A 17,633-nucleotide genomic window follows, 5' to 3' on the forward strand; every position below is an offset into this window, starting at 1 on the left:
CTTATTTAATTGCATCAGCTAAGTAAGGTAACAAACCGATGTGACGAGCACGTTTAACAGCTTGAGCTACTTTACGTTGAAATTTCAAAGATGTACCAGTTAAACGACGAGGTAAGATTTTACCTTGATCATTTACAAATTTCATCAAGAAGTTAGCATCTTTATAATCGATATATTTGATACCATTCTTTTTGAAACGACAGTATTTTTTACGGTTGTCCTCTACTTTAGGAGCAGTTACGTATTGGATATTTTCGTTAGCCATTAGTTTGCGCCCTCCTCAGTTTTAGTTTCAGCTTTTTTGTTGAATGCACCGCTACGTTTTTTCTCGTTGTAAGCTCTAGCATGTTTGTCTAAACTTACAGTCAAGAAACGCATAATGCGCTCATCACGTTTGTATTCAACCTCTAATTTGTTGATTAATTCACCTGGAGCCTTGAATTCAGTTAAGTGATAAAATCCAGTAGATTTTTTCTGGATTGGATACGCTAATTTTTTCAAACCCCAATTGTCTTCAGCGACAATCTCGGCTCCGCCTTCTGTTAAGATGTTTTTGAATTTTGCGATTACTTCTTTCGCAGCATCTTCAGAAAGCAACGGGGTAAGAACGATTACAGATTCGTACTGTTGCATTTTGTTAATTAATTTTGTTATTTAAAATTCCACATTTGTGGAAGTGCAAAGGTAGGTATTATATTGTTATATTGCAACGCCTTGAAGCAAAAAAGTTTAGACCTCAAGCGAGATCTAAACTTTTCAATAACAAACAAATTGATCACTTAATTCAATTTGTGCATTTCTTCTGCTATCGCTACTTGTGTTTTTTCACTGATACCTACCAATGGAAGGCGTAAAGTGTCGTTACCGATACCTAATTTTTTAAGAATATATTTGACGCCAGCAGGATTTCCTTCCACAAAACAAAGATCTGTTATCTGGAGTAGATCGTTATGTATTGCTCTTGCTTCATGATAATTCCCTTCTGCACATAATTTTGCCAGCTTGGCAACGCGTTTTGGAAATGCATTTCCAACAACAGAGATAATGCCAGCAGCACCGAGTGCCATCATGGGTAAGGTCACCGGATCATCTCCGGAGATCAATAGAAAATCTGCCGGTTTGTCCCGTAAGATTTCGCTGAATTGAGCAAAATTGCCGGAAGCTTCTTTTATTGCAACAATATTTGAAAAATCATTCGCCAAACGTAATGTCGTTTGTGCTGTCATATTGCTACCTGTACGGCCCGGTACATTATATAATATAATAGGTAAAGGGGAAACTTGCGCAATAGCCTTATAGTGCTGATAAATTCCTTCCTGTGTCGGTTTGTTATAATAAGGTGACACAGATAAAATGGCACAAAAACCAGTTGGATCGAAAGCTTTGATCTGTTCTACAATCTCTGCGGTATTGTTACCACCGATGCCAGCAACCAAAGGAAGTCTACCGTTCACGCGCTTGACAGTGAAATCCCAGATACGCTTTCGTTCTTCTTTAGTTAATGTGGCAACTTCTCCAGTTGTACCTAAAGAAACCAAATAATCCATACCCTCGTTGATTTGCAAGTCAATGAGTTGACCTAATGCCTCGAAATCAACAGATTCATCTGAGTTAAAAGGAGTGACCAATGCTACTCCTGCGCCGTGAAGCTCGTTCATCTTGTTTTTGTATTTATATAAATTTAATTAAAAAATCCTATTTGGCATGAATAAGGTCTAAGAGATCCTTTTCATTAATCATTGGGACACCTAATTTTTCTGCCTTCGCTAATTTAGATGGTCCCATTTTATCTCCTGCAACCAGATAATTCAACTTTGCAGAAATGGAAGAAAGCATCTTGCCTCCATTGCTCTCAATCAGCTCAGCGAGCTGCTCCCTGGAATACTCAGCAAATACACCTGAAATCAAAAAGGTCTTTCCGCTGAGATTTTCGCTGGCCAGAATGATTTCCCTTTCCTCAATTTCCAAATTTAAGCCATACTGTCTTAGGCTGATGAGTTGTTGCTGATGAATAGGGTTGTCTAAATATTCTTTAACACTCTCCGCGATACGGCGTCCGATATCTTGTACCGCTTCAATTTCTTCCGTTGAAGCCTGAGCAAGGGCATCGATGTTCTTGAAATGCTGTGCTAGTTTTTTTGCGATTGTTTCGCCAACATGACGTATGCCCAAAGAAAACAACACTTTCTCAAAAGGTTTCTCCTTTGATTTCTCAATGCCCGAAAGCATATTGTCTATGGATTTTTGGCCAAAGCGGTCGAGTTGCTGTAAGTCTTCCTGATGATCTTTTAGACCGTAGATATCGACGATATTATGCAATAGTCCTTTTTTGAAAAAGGTCTCTACTGTTTCATCGCCCATTCCCTCGATATCCATCATCTTACGCCCGATAAAATGCTGCATTTTACCGACGATCTGTGGGGGGCATCCTGTTTCATTCGGACAGTAGTGAACTGCTTCACCTTCCTGTCTAATTAATGTGGTGCCACATTCTGGACAGCTGTCCGGATAAATAAAGGCTGTCGTATCTGCTAATCTCTTTTCAAGGTTCACGCCAATGATTTTTGGGATGATTTCTCCACCTTTTTCTACATAAACGGTATCACCTTGATGTAAATCTAATCGTGCAATTTCATTGGCATTGTGCAGTGAAGCGCGTTTGACCGTGGTCCCCGCTAACAATACAGGTTGAAGGTTAGCAACAGGAGTGACCGCTCCGGTACGCCCAACCTGATAGCTAATAGTATTTAGTGTTGTCTCAACACGTTCGGCTTTGAATTTATAGGATATCGCCCATCTTGGGTTTTTCGCCGTAAAACCTAAATCTTCCTGTTGGGCATAATCATTCACTTTGATGACGATACCGTCGATTTCATAGCCGAGATTATGTCGTTCGGTGTCCCAATAGTCAATGAATTCAAAGACATCAGCTAGTGTACTACATTTTCTTGTATGTTCACAGACAGGAAAGCCCCAGTCTTTCACTTGTTCAAGGCTGTTCCAGTGATCGTGAAATAAATTGGTTCTATTGTCACAATACAAGAAGTATAGAAAACAATCCAAGGGCCTTTTGGCAACCTCCGCTGAATCCTGAAGTTTTATCGTACCCGAAGCGAAATTGCGCGGATTGGCATAAGTCTGCTCTTCATTCTCTTCACGTTCCTTGTTTAGACGTAAAAAGGCGGATTTATGCATAAATATCTCCCCACGAATTTCAAACTGTTGCGGGTAGTCGCCCTCTTTGAGTCTGATTGGAATGGAGCGAATCGTTTTGACATTACTTGTCACAACATCACCCTGTGTTCCATCGCCACGGGTAACTGCTTTGCTCAGTACTCCGTTTTCATAGGTGAGGCTGATGGAGAGGCCGTCGAATTTTAATTCACAGACATACTCAAACTGATCGCCTATGATCTTGCGGATTCGCTGATCAAAGTCAAACAGCTCTTCCTGGCTGTAAGTATTGCCCAATGAAAGCATGGGCCAACGATGTTTCTCTGTTTGGAATTTAGATGTGATATCGCCACCGACGCGTTGTGTAGGTGAGTTTGGATCGGCAAATTCCGGATATTGACGTTCCAGTGCTTCGAGTTCCTTTAATTTGAGATCGAAGTCATAATCTGAAATAAGACTATTCGCCAATACATAGTATTGATAGTTGTAATGATTAAGTTCTGCTGTTAAGTCTTTTATCTTTTTTTCAATATCCATCGCCAACATGTTGCAAAATTACAAATAAAAAGTACGTTTAAATAAAATAAATAAAGAATCTTGTTGTAAAGAGTGCCTTATTTCTAAAATGCGTTTTTGTGCATTTTAAGATGCGGACTTCAAATGCCTTATTTGAAATCCTTTGGATTCAATTGCGAAAATTTATGTTTATTATTCGTGTAAAAATCAATAATAATTGAATTATTATACTGTCCCGTCTGGTTTTCTGTCGCTGTATATTTCTTTCGTTTTCTAGCATTTTTAAAAATGTTTAGGAAGAAATACTGATGTGCGCGACTGATCGCCCATGCATCTTTCGGCTTTCGGTCAATTAGAAACTTCATCAATGCTGCTAAATCAAACCAAAGGCGTAAGAAAATTATCCAAATTGCTTTACCCAAAGGTAGGTTCTTTTGCAGCATAACCAGATTATTCCTAAAGTTCAGGTAGGTCTTCTTAGGGTTGCTGGCATTTAATGTCCCACCGCCTACATGATAGACAACGGACGTTGGACAGTAACCTATACTATAGCCCATCTTTTTCAATCGCCAGCATAGATCAATTTCCTCCATATGAGCAAAGAAATCTTCATCTAAACCATTCGCTTCTTTCCAGGCTTTTTCTCGGATGAAAAGCGCGGCACCTGATGCCCAGAAAATCTCAGATTCCTGATTGTACTGGTCATGGTCTTCCTCAACTTCGTGTAAAATCCTTCCTTTACAAAAAGGAAAACCGAAATAGTCCAGATAGCCTCCGGCGGCACCGGCATGCTCAAATTTATCTTTATTATGAAAGGATAGTATCTTGGGTTGTGCGGCAGCAATACCCGGGGTACGCTCCATATAAGCAATAACAGGCTCTATCCAGTTTTGGCTGACTTCTACATCTGAATTTAACAAGACATAATAATCCGCATCTACACGTTCCAGGACTTTGTTGTATCCACCAGCAAATCCATAATTCTTGTCGTTTTCAAGAATGGTAATAGTGGGATAGTACTGCTTGACAAATAGAATAGAATCATCATCCGATGCATTGTCACCAATGACGAATTCAATATTTGGATAAGAACTGTTGTAGACGGAAGGTAAGAATTTCTCCAGGAAGAAACGACCATTCCAGTTCAATATGACAACAGCTACTTTTGGTAATTTACTCATTTTCTACGTTTCCTTTTCCAGCGATTATGTGACCAAAGCCAATATTCGGGATTTTCATGAATCATTTGCTCCGCAAAGCGATTGTGTAAATCCGTTATTTCATGTTCGGCAAATTCGGAAGGATCTTCTACCAGGGTAACAAACTTGCAGAAGTATTGCCCTCTTTTTGCTTTTCGGCCAATATAACAAAATACAACGGGGGCCCTGCTTATTCTTGATAGCCGCTCAGCTCCTGTATAAACTAATGTTTCCTGGTTCAACCAATTGATAAAATAATCAGAATCAGAATATAGTGGGGTCTGATCAGCGACCAGCATACTGACATTGGGCTGCCCTTTCAATTTTACAATATGTCGGAGAATTTGTTTCATTGGAACCATTTCTGCTCCAAAACGACCGCGCATCGAATTGTAGACTGTATCAATGTCCTTGTTGTTTAACGGTTTGTAAACAATCAATGTTGGAAAATCAGTGATCAAACTCAGACGGTGTATCCCGAGTTCCCAGTTGGCATAATGCGAGGTTACCCCAATCACATTTTTCCCGGCAGCGAGATGACGCGTTAGTTCCTCTTCATTTTCTAAAGTCATTTTCCGCTTGACTTCTTTGGCTGAAATCGTTTTTAGCTTAATGGATTCTACCAGTAAATCCGGAAAAAAGCGGTAGAATTTTTTTGCGATTACTAGTCTTTCAGCCTCAGTTTTTTCGGGAAAAGCATTTTCTAAATTTTGGAATACGATACCCTTTCTATACCCAATAATATAATAGAGGATATAATAAAGCCCATCGGAAATCAAATATAGAAACCAATAGGGGAGAAGAGAGATGACATAGATTAATGCGTTTAACGCTTTTTGTTTCATGCTATAGCTAAAATTCCCAGTTGTATTTTACAAATATCCTTAAATTAAGTTATTTTTGCGTCACTTATAACAAAAATCATCAGTTTTTATGGAATCGCAGTTATTACTTCCAGCATGTTATCTTCCGCCGATATCTTATTTTCATACCATTCAGGAGAATAATCTCCCTGTTGTAATCGAAAAATATGAACATTTTCAAAAACAGAGCTATCGTACACGGGCACGCATTGCTTCTGCCAATGGGGTACAGGATTTAATAGTTCCCATCCAACATGGTAATAAGGAACGCGTCCCAATGAAAGATATCCGGATCAGTTATGAATTTGACTGGCAGCGTTTACATTGGTTGAGTATTCAGACCGCTTACCGGAGTTCTGCGTATTTCGAATATTATGAAGATGATTTTAGTCGTTTTTATCAGGAAAAATTCGATTATCTCCTGGACTTTAACGTTGCACAGTTGGAGCTGGTACTAAAATCAATCAAGCTAAAAAGAACAGTTTCCTTTACAGAGGAATATACGGTCAATGAGGCGGAGGCGATCGATTATAGGGAAATCATACATCCAAAAAAGGAAAGTGTATTGGCTGCTCCCAAAGAATACTATCAGGTTTTTTTGGACAAAAATGGTTTCTATCCAGATTTGAGTATTATCGATCTGTTGTTTAATCAAGGTCCACAATCCAAAAGTTATCTTTAAAATATTCTAGATACTTGGAACATTCTGCGTTTAATATTGTTCTTATTCAATATTAAACGCTTTTAAATGAATAAATTTCTTCTTGTTTTCGTTCTTCTTCCTTTGTTTAGCATCGCTACCTATGCCCAGGGTGGTGTTGATACAATACATTATCGGAAAGTTTACTATTGGGGAACAACCGGAATGGGATTTCCTATAGGCAAAACGAAAGATATACTCTCCCCAAAATTTTCTGGTAGTATTGGCCTGGATATTTCCCTTAAAAATTCGATGTTTTTTGTGTCGCCAACATTGTATACCCTGTCATTTAAATACAAGCAACGTCTTCCCGATCCTGATTTTGCCTATCGTATTGAGGATGCAAATACGAATTTTTATACTTTCGCATTTTCGGGCGGTGTGCGAAAACAGATGCGCCGATTGAATGTTTACGGTTTTCTTGGGCCGGGAATAGGCTTGACAAGTGAGCCCCGTGCGAATGTGATAGCTGATCAGAAACTGGTTAAGATGGAAAATATAAATCGTTTTAACCTATCCAGTAAACTAGGTGCTGGAGCTGACTACAAATTCAATGGTTTTTTTCTTGGATTGGAGTTAGGGTACTTACATAATTTCCGAAAAATACAGGATACGCCGGTCAATATTTTTACTGTGATGATCGGTCTGAAATCAGATATCACACAAATTGGTGACAGGGTGATCGATGTGATCGGAATAGACGGCTCTATCAGTGGAAAAAAAGAGAAAAAATAATGTGACTACTTTAAGACTTGGATTGTATCTCCGATATGGGCTTCAGCATCAGAACCCATTTTCTTGACTTTTTCTGTTTGTTCAACAGCAACAGCAAATGCGGACGGAACGATGCCCGCTCCAAATTTGATCGCATAAAACTTGGTAAACTCAGCTCCGAAGTAAAGTATTGCAGCGGAATAATAGATCCACAATAACATGATTATGATAGAACCTGCTGCACCGTAAAAGCTCGCCGTGGAGGAGAGGTTGAGGTAAATTGAAATTCCGTAGCGCCCCAGCATAAAAAGAAGCCCAGTGAAAATAGCCCCGCCGAGCATATCGCGGAATTTCACCTTGGCATCCGGTAAGAATGAGAAGATAAATCCAAACAGTATCACAATGACAGAAAACGTAATACCGGTATTTACCCAAGATATCAGGGCAATCGGAATAATGGGGAAATAGGTCATGACCAGGTTGGTGACCGCGACAATAACCCCATTTATCATCAATGAAGCAATTAATAAGAAACCTAAAGCAATAACGATGGAAAAGGAAATTAGTCTATTGATGATTAATTTTAGCCAGCCTTTCTTAGGTTTAGGCTTAACTTTCCAGATATTGTTTATTGAATCCTGGATATCGACAAATAAAGTCGTGGAGGAAAGGACCAAAGTAACAATACCGACTGTAATGCCTATATTGGATTTGTTTTCAAATGTAATTTTCTGAAGATAGGATTGAATCTGCGTGGTCACACCCTGTCCAAAAAGTATCGTAACTTCGTTCAGTACTTCATCTTGTGCAGAAGAACCACTTTGAAGATGTTCACCATAAAAGAAACCGATACACCAAATGACGATCATTAACAACGGACCGATCGAAAAGATCGTATAATAGGCTAGCGATGCACTTTTTTTCATGCACTTATCATCATTGAATCCGTTGAAGGCATCAATCATGACCTGCCAAATATTTTTCCAGTATCCGAATGTAAATAAATCTTTTAGTGTAACGTGCTTCATAATAAGATCATCCGCTCCAATAATCGTGCAAATTGTTATTCTTGATTCTGCTCTACATACAATTTGTCGATGGCAGCTTCATTCTCTTTTAAAATAACTTTTCGTTTCAAACTCAATTTTGGGGTCAATTGACCTTCATTTATTGACCATTCTTTTGGTAAAAGAATAAATTTCTTGACAATCTCCCAATGGCCAAAGTTACCTGATAATCGGTTTATTTCCTCTTGGTATTTCTGAACAACTTCGGAATTTTTGATAAGTTCTTCATTTGCACTGCTGGATATTCCTTTTTGAGCAGCCCATTTTGAAAGGACATCAAAGGCAGGGACGATTAATGCACTTGGAAATTTGCGATTTTCGCCGATTACCATCACCTGGCCGATCAAGGTTGATTCCATTAACTTGTTTTCAATGGACTGTGGTGCAATGTATTTTCCACCAGCTGTTTTAAACATCTCCTTCTTTCGATCGGTGATCTTTAAGAAACCATCCGTCGTAATTTCGCCAATATCTCCGGTTTTGAAGAAGCCATTTTCATCGAAAGCTTCTTTAGTAGCTTCCTCGTTTTGATAATAGCCAGTTGTAATACTAGGGCCTTTCACTAGTATCTCACCATCTGATGCAATTTTTACTTCAAGGTTTTTAAGCGGTTTTCCGACTGTTCCAAATTTTAGTCCATTTGGTAAATAAGAGTTTACGGCAATAACAGGAGATGTTTCCGTCAATCCATATCCTTCAAGTACCTTAAGGTCAGCAGCCCAAAATATACGCGCTAAGCGCTCTTGAAGAGCCGCACCACCAGATACAATAATCTTAATATTACCTCCTAATGCTTCCTGCCATTTAGAAAAGATCAGCTTACGGGCAATACCCAGTTTAATCGAATAGAGCATGCCGTTTTTGCCTGGCTCCTGGAATTTTAGCCCTAAGTCTACCGCCCAGAAGAATAGCTTCTTTTTAATACCGGTCAGTGCCTTACCTTTTTCAATGATTTTGTCGTAGACTTTTTCCAGTACACGTGGCACCGTTGTAAAGACATCTGGTTTTACATCGTTAATATCGGCAACTACATTATCCAGGGTTTCCGAAAAGTAAATTTGAATCCCCTTTGAATAATACATATAGACAACCATGCGTTCGAAAATATGACACAACGGAAGAAAACTAAGTGCAGTTTTGAAATCTTCCCGTATCAGATAATTGCAGGCGGTGACATTGCTATAGACATTTTTATGGGATAGGTAAACACCTTTGGGACGCCCTGTGGTGCCCGAGGTATAAATCAAGGTCAATAGATCATCTTCGGTAACGCTATCGCGATGAGAGGACAGATCAGTCGTGTCTTCTTTTGCACTTGCAATTAACTCAGTTAGAGGAGTATGATTTTCAATCTGATCAAAGGTATATACCTGGGGTTGTATGCCATGTTCCTTGATCGCCTGCTCAATACGGGCTGTCAGGTCTTTGTTGCTTACAAATAACATTTTAACATCAGAATCGTTCACAATGAATGAAAGATCTTGAGTAGATAATGTAGGATAAAGGGGAACTGTTGCAAGTCCTATTTGATTGCAGGCAAAATCAACCAAGTTCCATTCCGGTCTATTACCGGACATTATTCCGACACGATCCCCTTTCTTAAGCTCCAATTTCAATAGAGCCCTACTCAAGGAATCAATTGCATCTGTATATTCTTTGGTGGAGTAAGTTTTCCAGTTGCCACTGGAGTCTCTGCCCGCAACCATAATGTCCTTTGCGTATTTTTCTTTATATAAGGTTATAAAGTCAAAAATTCTGCCCATATCACTTGAGTTTATTTGGTTATCACTATTGACTTAAATATAAAAAAAATATCAGAAATAAAGTTGGAGATATTGGGATTAATGTCATAACAAATTAAACATTGTGTCGTTATAGCTGTAATTGTTACTTTTGAAAGATATAAAGTAGAGTATAAAGCGTTCAATTTTTATGAGAAAAATATTTTTGGCTGTCGGTGGAATGCTGATGTTTGGTGCGTTATCCAATAAAGCTGTAGCTCAGTTGGATAATAGAGGCGCTATTGGTGGGCGGTTTGGTTCTGCTCAGGGGATTACTTATCGTCATACACTTAATTCAAACCACGCATTGGAAGGTATTATGAGTATTCAAAGCAATTCTGATTTCCGCCGGTTTCGTGTTGTCGGATTGTATGAGATTTACAAACCTTTAGCGACTGGTCTAAATTGGTACTATGGTTTTGGTGGAAGTATCGGGTCGTACAAAGAAAAAGACAAAATTATAAATGGTCAACGTCAATCGTTCGACTCACATCTTAATTTAAGTATAGACGGTATTGTCGGAATAGAGTATAATATTCCACAAGCCCCATTTCAGATTTCATTGGATGTAAAACCTTATTTTGATTTTCTGAATGAATCCAGCATCAAGATATTTGATCCTATTGGATTTTCGGTAAGATATAAGTTTTAATATTGAGAGAAAGAGCAGAAATATATTTCTGCTCTTTCTGTTAAATGGCACATATTGACTAACGTTCACATCAAGCCATCCAGATTTTTCCCAACAGTTCCTGCAGGAACGTTTGATCTTTAAGTGGACGGATTTCATGAATCTTCTTGTTATTTCTTCTGATCTGGACCGGTATCTCTCGAACCAGACCATCTCTTGCAATAAGGAAATTCAATATTTCACCATCAGTAGCATGTTGGATGATAAAATCAATCTCCTTGTCTTTTAAATCAAGTCTGATATTATTGATTGCAATTAATTCATCTCTGACGTTTAAACCCGCATCGTAGGCACCCGTCCCTTTTTCAACAGTTGCAACACTGATTACACCATCTGTTTTGTTGGTTGTGATACCCAAGGTTAATGTGTCATTATCTTTGTTGGTATCCACAATTTCGTATCCTACCAAATTAAAATAAGCGTTGTAATCGAGTTCGCCATCCTGATGCGCAGCCTGGAATATATCATCCAGCGAGGTCCCGGCAATATGCTCCGCTAGGCTCTGAAACTCTTTTTCTTCAAAGCCACGGTCAAGTTTTAAGAAAAATTCTTCATAAGCAGCACGTATGATGTCATCCAATTTGATTTTTCCATCTGTAGCAGCTATTACTTTGATATCAAGCAGGGCACTAAGCATAGCCCCTTTGTTATAATAAGAAATGGCCGAATTAATGGTATTTTCATCTGGTCTATAATATTTGATCCAGGTATCGAAGCTTGATGCAGCCGCAGATTGTATCTCATGTCCCGGACGGTTTAATATAATATTGAAATCATTGGCCAATAATGAAAGGTATTCCTTTTCATCATAGAACCCACAGCGTTTGATGATTAAATTGTCATAATAGGAGGTAACCCCTTCCATAATCCATAATCCTGTGGTATAGTTCTCCTCATCGTAATCAAATGGACCCAATGCTTTTGGGCGAAGGCGCTTGACATTCCAAAGGTGAAAATATTCATGGGCCACGAGGCTCAGATATGTTTTGTAGCTGTGTTCATTGCGATAGGCATTTCTCGAAGCTCCCAGTACAGTGGAGTTAAGGTGTTCAAGGCCGCCACCACCAGATTGGTAGTTGTGTGTGATAATGACATAACGTTTGTTGGGGTTTGATCCCCAAATACGGGTTTCTTCTTCCACAATACGTGTAATGTCTGCGGTAAGACGCTCTTTGTCATAAGAGCCACCACCCACCATCGCACACTCATGTTCTACTCCTGCAGCATGAAACTTCCAAATATCCTGGTTACCTACTTCAATCGGACTGTCATATAAAACATCAAAGTTGGGCGCATGAAAGGTATGTTGTGTTAACCATTCAAGTCCTGTTGATATACTTTTCCAGGTTTCTTTTGGCACAATAACGATGGTCGAAGGGACATCAAGATAACCTTCAATATGTAGGAATGTTGCTGTTGGGACGATAAATGCGTGGTCGCTGTCGAAAAAATTTGTACGGACAGAGACCTCAAAGCCATATACCGAATAGTGTACATCGATCTGATCCAGTACATCTGTCGTAATGCGCCAGGTATTTTTTGATATTTTGCTGAAGGGAATGGGATTTCCATTGGCATCGACAGGTTTAAATCGTTCTACATTTTTTGCATATTCACGAATTAAATAAGAACCTGGTGACCAGACTGGCATCTTTAGATCGACATAGGGTTGATTGAGTTTTTTGAGGCTCATTTTTACGTCAATGTAATGAGCTTGTACTTCTGGAAATGATACCTCAAAGTTTATTGTGGGTACATTTAAATGGTCACTGTCCATGAAAAATAATTTTAGTATGCGCTTACAAAATTAAAAGTATCTTATGCTTAAATCAAACAAAAAAGTATTTTATTGGTTCTTCATTAGTTCATTATACCCGTCGAATTCTGACTGATTCAAAAAGTTTCATTAGATTGTAAAGATGTCACATAAGAAATCCAAGATACATATTTTCTTTAAGAATCGTCGTTTCAGTTTGGAGGTAATTTTTGTATATTTGATACACTAGTTTATAAGGGGAAAATAATCAAGAATTTGTATGATCTTAGTTGTTGATAGTGGCTCGTCAAAGTCGGATTGGAAATTGGAATTGCCTGATAGTGCTCCTATTTCGTTCAGTACAAATGGACTCAATCCTTTTTTCGTTAATGAAAAAGAAATCACACGGGTTATTAAAGAAATACCTGAAATAATACCCTATGCTGACGAGGTTACAGAGCTTTATTTTTTTGGAGCGGGCTGTATTACCCCTGATCGTCGTGAAATGGTTTCAAATGCATTGACCCCTTTGTTTGAAAATGCCTATATCGCAGTTGAGAACGATCTTTTTGGTAGTGCTTTAGCGACCTGTGGTAATAAAAAAGGATATGTAGCTACACTTGGTACGGGATCGGATCTTAGCTTTTTTGATGGTGAGGAGCTCATGGCCTCCCACAATGGTAATGGTTATGTGCTGGGAGACGAGGGTTCGGGCGCTTACTTCGGTAAAAAGCTCCTACGCTTATTTTTATATGGGCGCATGCCAAAAGATCTGAACGAGAAATTCGCCGTTAAATACCGTATAAATAAAGAGGTTGTTATAAAAAATGTGTACCAGAAAGAACGGCCAAATGCTTTTTTAGCCTCCTTTGCGCCATTTATGTCTGATAATATTACCCATCCATTTATTATTGATCTGGTAAAAGGTGGTTTTGAAGAGTTTGTTCAGGCCTCTATTTTGACTTATGCAGATTATACACAGTATGAGTGCCACTTTGTTGGCTCAATTGCTTATAGCTTTGATTTGTTATTGCGTGAAGTGTGTGAGGCACATCAGATCAAGGTCGGAACAATACTAAAGTCACCTATTAACGAATTGTTTAGTGCGGTGCTAGAAAGAGAGAGTAACTCATTGTTGAGTCTTTAAATTAAATAAATATGATCGTAGCAACTATTATGGTGTACATGTCAATGTTATTTGGCAACCCCGAAATTTATAATTTCACTTTTAAGACGCTGGAAGGGCAAGAGGTGAAAATGTCTGATTTCAAAGGAAAGAAGATATTGATTGTCAATACAGCTTCTAAATGTGGTTTTACGAAACAGTATAAGGACCTGGAAGAACTACACAAGACATTTGGTGACAAATTGGTTATCATTGGTTTTCCAGCGAACAACTTTGGACAACAAGAACCAGGCTCCAATACAGAGATTCAGGAATTCTGTGAACAGAACTATGGAGTAGATTTTTTAATGGCTGAAAAAGTAGAAGTCAAAGGAGATCAGATTTCGCCTTTATTTAAATATCTGATTACACAGGAAAATCCCGATTTTACCGGCGATATTAAATGGAATTTTGAAAAATTCCTGATCGACGAAAATGGTAAATTGGTACATCGCTTTCGATCAGCGACCAATCCATTGGATCCAGCGATCGTCAACTGGGTGGGAAAAAAGAAATAAGTAAAAGCGAGAAATAAAGCTATACCCCCAAATAGTGTTCATCTATTTGGGGGTATTTTTATGGATGAAGGACAAGGGTATGATTCTGAATGTGTTCCAACTCCTCGGTTTATTAGACCCTTTTTTCGAAGTTGAAAATAAACGGTTGAAAATAGAAATTGCAAAACTTTTTAATGAATTTTAACCTATTTTATATACGTGTCATATAAGGCGCGGATGCAGTCTTTGAGTAGCGGATTAAAATTTTCGCTATCAGGTATGTCGCAACCATTGGTGATCACTACAAATCCATATTTTTTCACAGGATTGAAAAACATTGCACTGTATAAGCCATATGCAGAGCCCGTATGTCCCGTTAATGTAACACCTGGAATTACCGTATTTTCATTCATAATAGCGAGACCATACCCTGCATCGCTATTAACAGCTGTTTGCATGATCTTTGCATATTTTTTATCTAGTATTTTGTTCCCGTTACCCATCCCATAGTTCATATGCATAAGCATATATTTTGCAAGATCGAGTGTCGATATCTTCATACCACCAGTCGGGGAGAGTACAGGAGTCGTATAACCCAATTGATAAGCTGCAAGTTCATCACGTCTTGGTGCGTATGCATTCGGTTCTTCGATAATATTAGCTTTGTTATCGAATGAATATAAAGGGACTAATCTCAAATGATCCAGTGAGTCAACACAATATCCACCATAAAGATTCAATGGTTTGAGAATGTTTTTGGAGATGTAGCTGTCAAAACGCATCTGCGTCAATTTTTCCAATACAGCTCCTGCCATATTAAAATTTAGATTACAATACTGATATTGGCTGCCTGGTGTATAATTATTATAAGAACTTTTCCAATTCGGATTTTTGGTTGGATTGATCACATCCAGATTAAAATAACCGTTTTGATCGTTAATGCTCGAGGTGTGAGAAAGTATCATCCGTAGGGTTATTCTTACCTCGGGATAGTTTGGATTTCTAATCGGAAAACCGATAAGATCTCCGAAATCATCATCTAAAGAACATCGACCCTGTTTTAAAAGCTGCATAAGAGAGGTAGCGGTAAACGACTTTGATATGGAAGCGATCCGAAAGATATCATTGTCATTTAGCGAAGTCTTGTCCTTAATATTTTTGTAGCCATAATTCTTATGAAAATAAATCTGGTTGTTTTTTACAAGTACTACACTAAGTCCTATTGCTTGATATCGTTGCATAATAGTTTGCAATCGTTGGTCAATTTCTGAAGTCTCCTGTCCGAACAGTAATACGGGGAGTAACAGCGCTAAGTGAAAGAGGGTAATGATAGTCTTTTTCATGGTGTGTACGTGAACAAAATAATCAGGGTTGGTTATTAGCCTTTATTGAATTTAAGATATTCTTTTTGAATACATTGAATAAATTCAGCGAGAGCACTATTCTTACTTTTTATATTCGAAACCAAAATTACCTCTGTTTTACTATCTGTGTCATCAAGTTTGAGGATTTTCAATTTTAGATGTGGATACTGTTTTATCGTGGATGCCGGGACAACAGCCAAACCTAATCCCTGAGAAACAAGTTCGAGGATAGAAGACATGGAGTTGCTTTGGTGTACAATCTTGGGTTCAAACCCCATGCGATTACAGGTATTGATTGTTAGGCGATGATATTCAGAAGCATATTTTTGATTGAAAGAGATAAAATTTTCATTGAAAAAATTGATGTTCTTGAAGTCTACTTCCGTGGAACCAGCAATAACCATCGGGTCTTCGAATAAGGTAGTGATAAGGAGTTCGCTCGCGTAAATAGGTGCACGCATAATGCCGAGATCCAGTTTTCCATTTTCCAACGCAGCTTTTTGTTTTTGTGTTGATGTCTCAAACAAACTGACCCTTAGATAGGGGAATTTTTGTTGAATCCGTTTCAATACCGTTGCCAACATCTGTTTTGGTGTGGAACTGATATAACCCAACTTAAATTCACCTGAAATATTGTTATGGATCTGTTTTGTGATCGTTTTGCTATGCTCTAAATTTTGAAGTATTTCAACAACCTCTTCCAAAAAGTATTTACCGGCTTCGGTCAGTTCCACCCTTTTGTTCGTTCTGAAAAAGAGTATAACGCCCAGCTCATCTTCAAGATCTTTGATTTGTCTGCTTAGAGGAGGTTGGGACATAAATAACCGCTCAGCAGCCCTTCCGAAGTGGAGTTCCTCGGCTACTGTTTTGAAATAAATAAGATGTCGGATTTCCATTAATACTTTTTTGGTATGAATTGATGACAAAATAAATATTTTTAATGAATTTGAGTTAACCCTACCTTTAAATAATTAAAATTTATAGGCGATATCAATGCACAGAATGCGTAAAGCGTCTATGAAAACAACTTGGATATTCCATATGTCCATGGAATGACAAAACGAGCATTTGCGCTCATAATGATTATTTAGCTATGAATAAGGCAACATTACAAGAAATTGAAGCGCGGTTTGACAAGGACGTCGAACGCTTCTCTAATTTAGAAACAGGTCAGGCGACCACATTGGATGCGGTGTGGAATATGGAACTGATAACAGATGCAATCTCATCGCTCTATCCGAATCTTGAGCAGGTGTTGGATATTGGCTGCGGTGCAGGTAATTATGATGTGAAGCTGCTGCAGAAAGTCAGGTCCAATCCCGATGTTACCTTAGTCGATCTGAGCTTGCCCATGTTGGAGCGAGCCAAAGAACGTGTTGGCATACTTACAAATGGATCAGTTCATTTGATTAAAGGTGATTTTCGACAAGCCGATCTGTCCGAGGAGAAATTTGATGTTATTATTGCGACTGCAGTTTTGCACCATTTGAGAGACGATCAAGATTGGGAGACCGCATTTCGAAAACTTTTTAAGCTTCTCAAAAGTGGTGGAAGCGTATGGATTTTCGATTTAATTGAACAAAATAATGCCCCTCTTCAACAGTTGATCTATCGTCAAAAATATGGTGCGTATTTGACTAACTTGCAAAACGAAGGGTATCGTGACCATGTTTTTGCCTATGTGGAACATGAGGATACACCGCGATCGTTGGTCTATCAGCTTGAGCTATTGGCTAAGGTCGGATTTAAAGATATAGATGTACTACACAAGAATTTATGTTTTGCTTCTTTCGTAGCATTCAAATAGTATTCTTGCTTGATAATAACATTATAAATCAGACAGGATGTAAGGATAAATGGTGAATGTGGAAATTGTCAATAAAATGATAAAAAATAAGGCGATACGGGGAGTATCGCCATAAAATCACACTAACTATTAAAAAACCTATAGGACTAGGAATTTACAAATTCAATAAACCAATGTCTGTTTGATATCACTTCCCCCTTCACTCATCTCGTTTTAGCGAGATATCAAAAAAATAATAAAATGTAGTTATTAAGGTCAATACTTTAAAAAAACAAAGTATTTCCATTGGTTTACGTAAAGATATATGTTTATTTTTTAAATACAAATAAAATCGACGAA

At 38.3% G+C, this 17,633-nt stretch carries 17 protein-coding genes; 6 read left to right on the plus strand and 11 right to left on the minus strand.

Going from position 1 to position 17,633, the window contains the following annotated elements:
* Nucleotide 1: 1 nt before the first annotated feature.
* The 6 genes from rpsR to LC454_RS25100 all read right to left on the minus strand — a co-directional run bounded on the left by rpsR (nt 2) and on the right by LC454_RS25100 (nt 5,734).
* On the minus strand, nt 2-265 hold the full coding sequence (gene rpsR, locus LC454_RS25075) for a 30S ribosomal protein S18 (RefSeq protein ID WP_028071347.1): 264 nt from the start codon (nt 263-265) through the stop codon (nt 2-4).
* A complete protein-coding gene (rpsF, locus tag LC454_RS25080; protein WP_104385828.1) occupies nt 265-633 on the minus strand; it encodes a 30S ribosomal protein S6 in 369 nt (122 codons plus the stop codon). The genes rpsR and rpsF overlap by 1 nt, the downstream gene beginning before the upstream one ends.
* Nucleotides 634-779: 146 nt before the next feature.
* Nucleotides 780-1,658, minus strand: a complete 879-nt coding sequence (dapA, locus tag LC454_RS25085; RefSeq protein ID WP_223585175.1) for a 4-hydroxy-tetrahydrodipicolinate synthase — start codon at nt 1,656-1,658, stop codon at nt 780-782.
* A 37-nt stretch (nt 1,659-1,695) separates the two neighbouring features.
* On the minus strand, nt 1,696-3,720 hold the full coding sequence (ligA, locus tag LC454_RS25090; protein WP_223585176.1) for an NAD-dependent DNA ligase LigA: 2,025 nt from the start codon (nt 3,718-3,720) through the stop codon (nt 1,696-1,698).
* Nucleotides 3,721-3,839: 119 nt separating this feature from the next.
* Nucleotides 3,840-4,871, minus strand: coding sequence for a glycosyltransferase family 2 protein (locus LC454_RS25095; RefSeq protein ID WP_223585177.1), 1,032 nt, complete (start codon nt 4,869-4,871; stop codon nt 3,840-3,842).
* On the minus strand, nt 4,868-5,734 hold the full coding sequence (locus tag LC454_RS25100) for a lysophospholipid acyltransferase family protein (RefSeq protein ID WP_223585178.1): 867 nt from the start codon (nt 5,732-5,734) through the stop codon (nt 4,868-4,870). The genes LC454_RS25095 and LC454_RS25100 overlap by 4 nt, the downstream gene beginning before the upstream one ends.
* A gap of 88 nt (nt 5,735-5,822) precedes the next feature.
* Between LC454_RS25100 and LC454_RS25105 the strand changes: the two genes are divergently transcribed.
* Complete coding sequence (locus tag LC454_RS25105) at nt 5,823-6,434, plus strand: WbqC family protein (RefSeq protein WP_223585179.1); 612 nt, start codon at nt 5,823-5,825, stop codon at nt 6,432-6,434.
* Between the two features lie 66 nt (nt 6,435-6,500).
* The gene (locus LC454_RS25110; protein ID WP_223585180.1) at nt 6,501-7,187 is read left to right on the plus strand and encodes a hypothetical protein; all 687 of its coding nucleotides are present in this window, start codon (nt 6,501-6,503) and stop codon (nt 7,185-7,187) included.
* 5 nt (nt 7,188-7,192) lie between these two features.
* On the opposite strand, the gene LC454_RS25115 is transcribed toward LC454_RS25110, so the two are convergent.
* Nucleotides 7,193-8,194 (minus strand): YihY/virulence factor BrkB family protein, encoded by a 1,002-nt coding sequence (locus LC454_RS25115; protein ID WP_223585181.1) that lies wholly within the window; start codon nt 8,192-8,194, stop codon nt 7,193-7,195.
* Nucleotides 8,195-8,229: 35 nt separating this feature from the next.
* Complete coding sequence (locus tag LC454_RS25120; protein WP_223585182.1) at nt 8,230-9,996, minus strand: AMP-dependent synthetase/ligase; 1,767 nt, start codon at nt 9,994-9,996, stop codon at nt 8,230-8,232.
* 169 nt (nt 9,997-10,165) lie between these two features.
* Between LC454_RS25120 and LC454_RS25125 the strand changes: the two genes are divergently transcribed.
* Nucleotides 10,166-10,666 (plus strand): hypothetical protein, encoded by a 501-nt coding sequence (locus LC454_RS25125; RefSeq protein WP_223585183.1) that lies wholly within the window; start codon nt 10,166-10,168, stop codon nt 10,664-10,666.
* Between the two features lie 70 nt (nt 10,667-10,736).
* On the opposite strand, the gene LC454_RS25130 is transcribed toward LC454_RS25125, so the two are convergent.
* Nucleotides 10,737-12,482: a M61 family metallopeptidase gene (locus LC454_RS25130; RefSeq protein ID WP_223585184.1), complete on the minus strand. Its 1,746-nt coding sequence runs from the start codon at nt 12,480-12,482 to the stop codon at nt 10,737-10,739.
* Nucleotides 12,483-12,741: 259 nt separating this feature from the next.
* Between LC454_RS25130 and LC454_RS25135 the strand changes: the two genes are divergently transcribed.
* Both LC454_RS25135 and LC454_RS25140 read left to right on the plus strand, forming a co-directional pair.
* Nucleotides 12,742-13,608, plus strand: a complete 867-nt coding sequence (locus LC454_RS25135; protein WP_223585185.1) for an N-acetylglucosamine kinase — start codon at nt 12,742-12,744, stop codon at nt 13,606-13,608.
* An 11-nt stretch (nt 13,609-13,619) separates the two neighbouring features.
* Nucleotides 13,620-14,144, plus strand: coding sequence for a glutathione peroxidase (locus LC454_RS25140; protein ID WP_223585186.1), 525 nt, complete (start codon nt 13,620-13,622; stop codon nt 14,142-14,144).
* Between the two features lie 185 nt (nt 14,145-14,329).
* Here the strand turns inward: LC454_RS25140 and LC454_RS25145 are convergent, their stop codons facing one another.
* A complete protein-coding gene (locus LC454_RS25145) occupies nt 14,330-15,466 on the minus strand; it encodes a serine hydrolase domain-containing protein (RefSeq protein ID WP_223585187.1) in 1,137 nt (378 codons plus the stop codon).
* A gap of 35 nt (nt 15,467-15,501) precedes the next feature.
* Nucleotides 15,502-16,383 carry a LysR family transcriptional regulator gene (locus LC454_RS25150; protein WP_223585188.1) on the minus strand — a complete coding sequence of 294 codons (882 nt, stop codon included), beginning with the start codon at nt 16,381-16,383 and terminating at the stop codon, nt 15,502-15,504.
* A 197-nt stretch (nt 16,384-16,580) separates the two neighbouring features.
* On the opposite strand from LC454_RS25150, the gene LC454_RS25155 reads away from it, so the two are divergent.
* A complete protein-coding gene (locus LC454_RS25155) occupies nt 16,581-17,294 on the plus strand; it encodes a class I SAM-dependent methyltransferase (protein WP_223585189.1) in 714 nt (237 codons plus the stop codon).
* Nucleotides 17,295-17,633 lie beyond the last annotated feature (339 nt).

This window comes from Sphingobacterium sp. GVS05A, assembly GCF_019969845.1.
Lineage (GTDB): Bacteria > Bacteroidota > Bacteroidia > Sphingobacteriales > Sphingobacteriaceae > Sphingobacterium.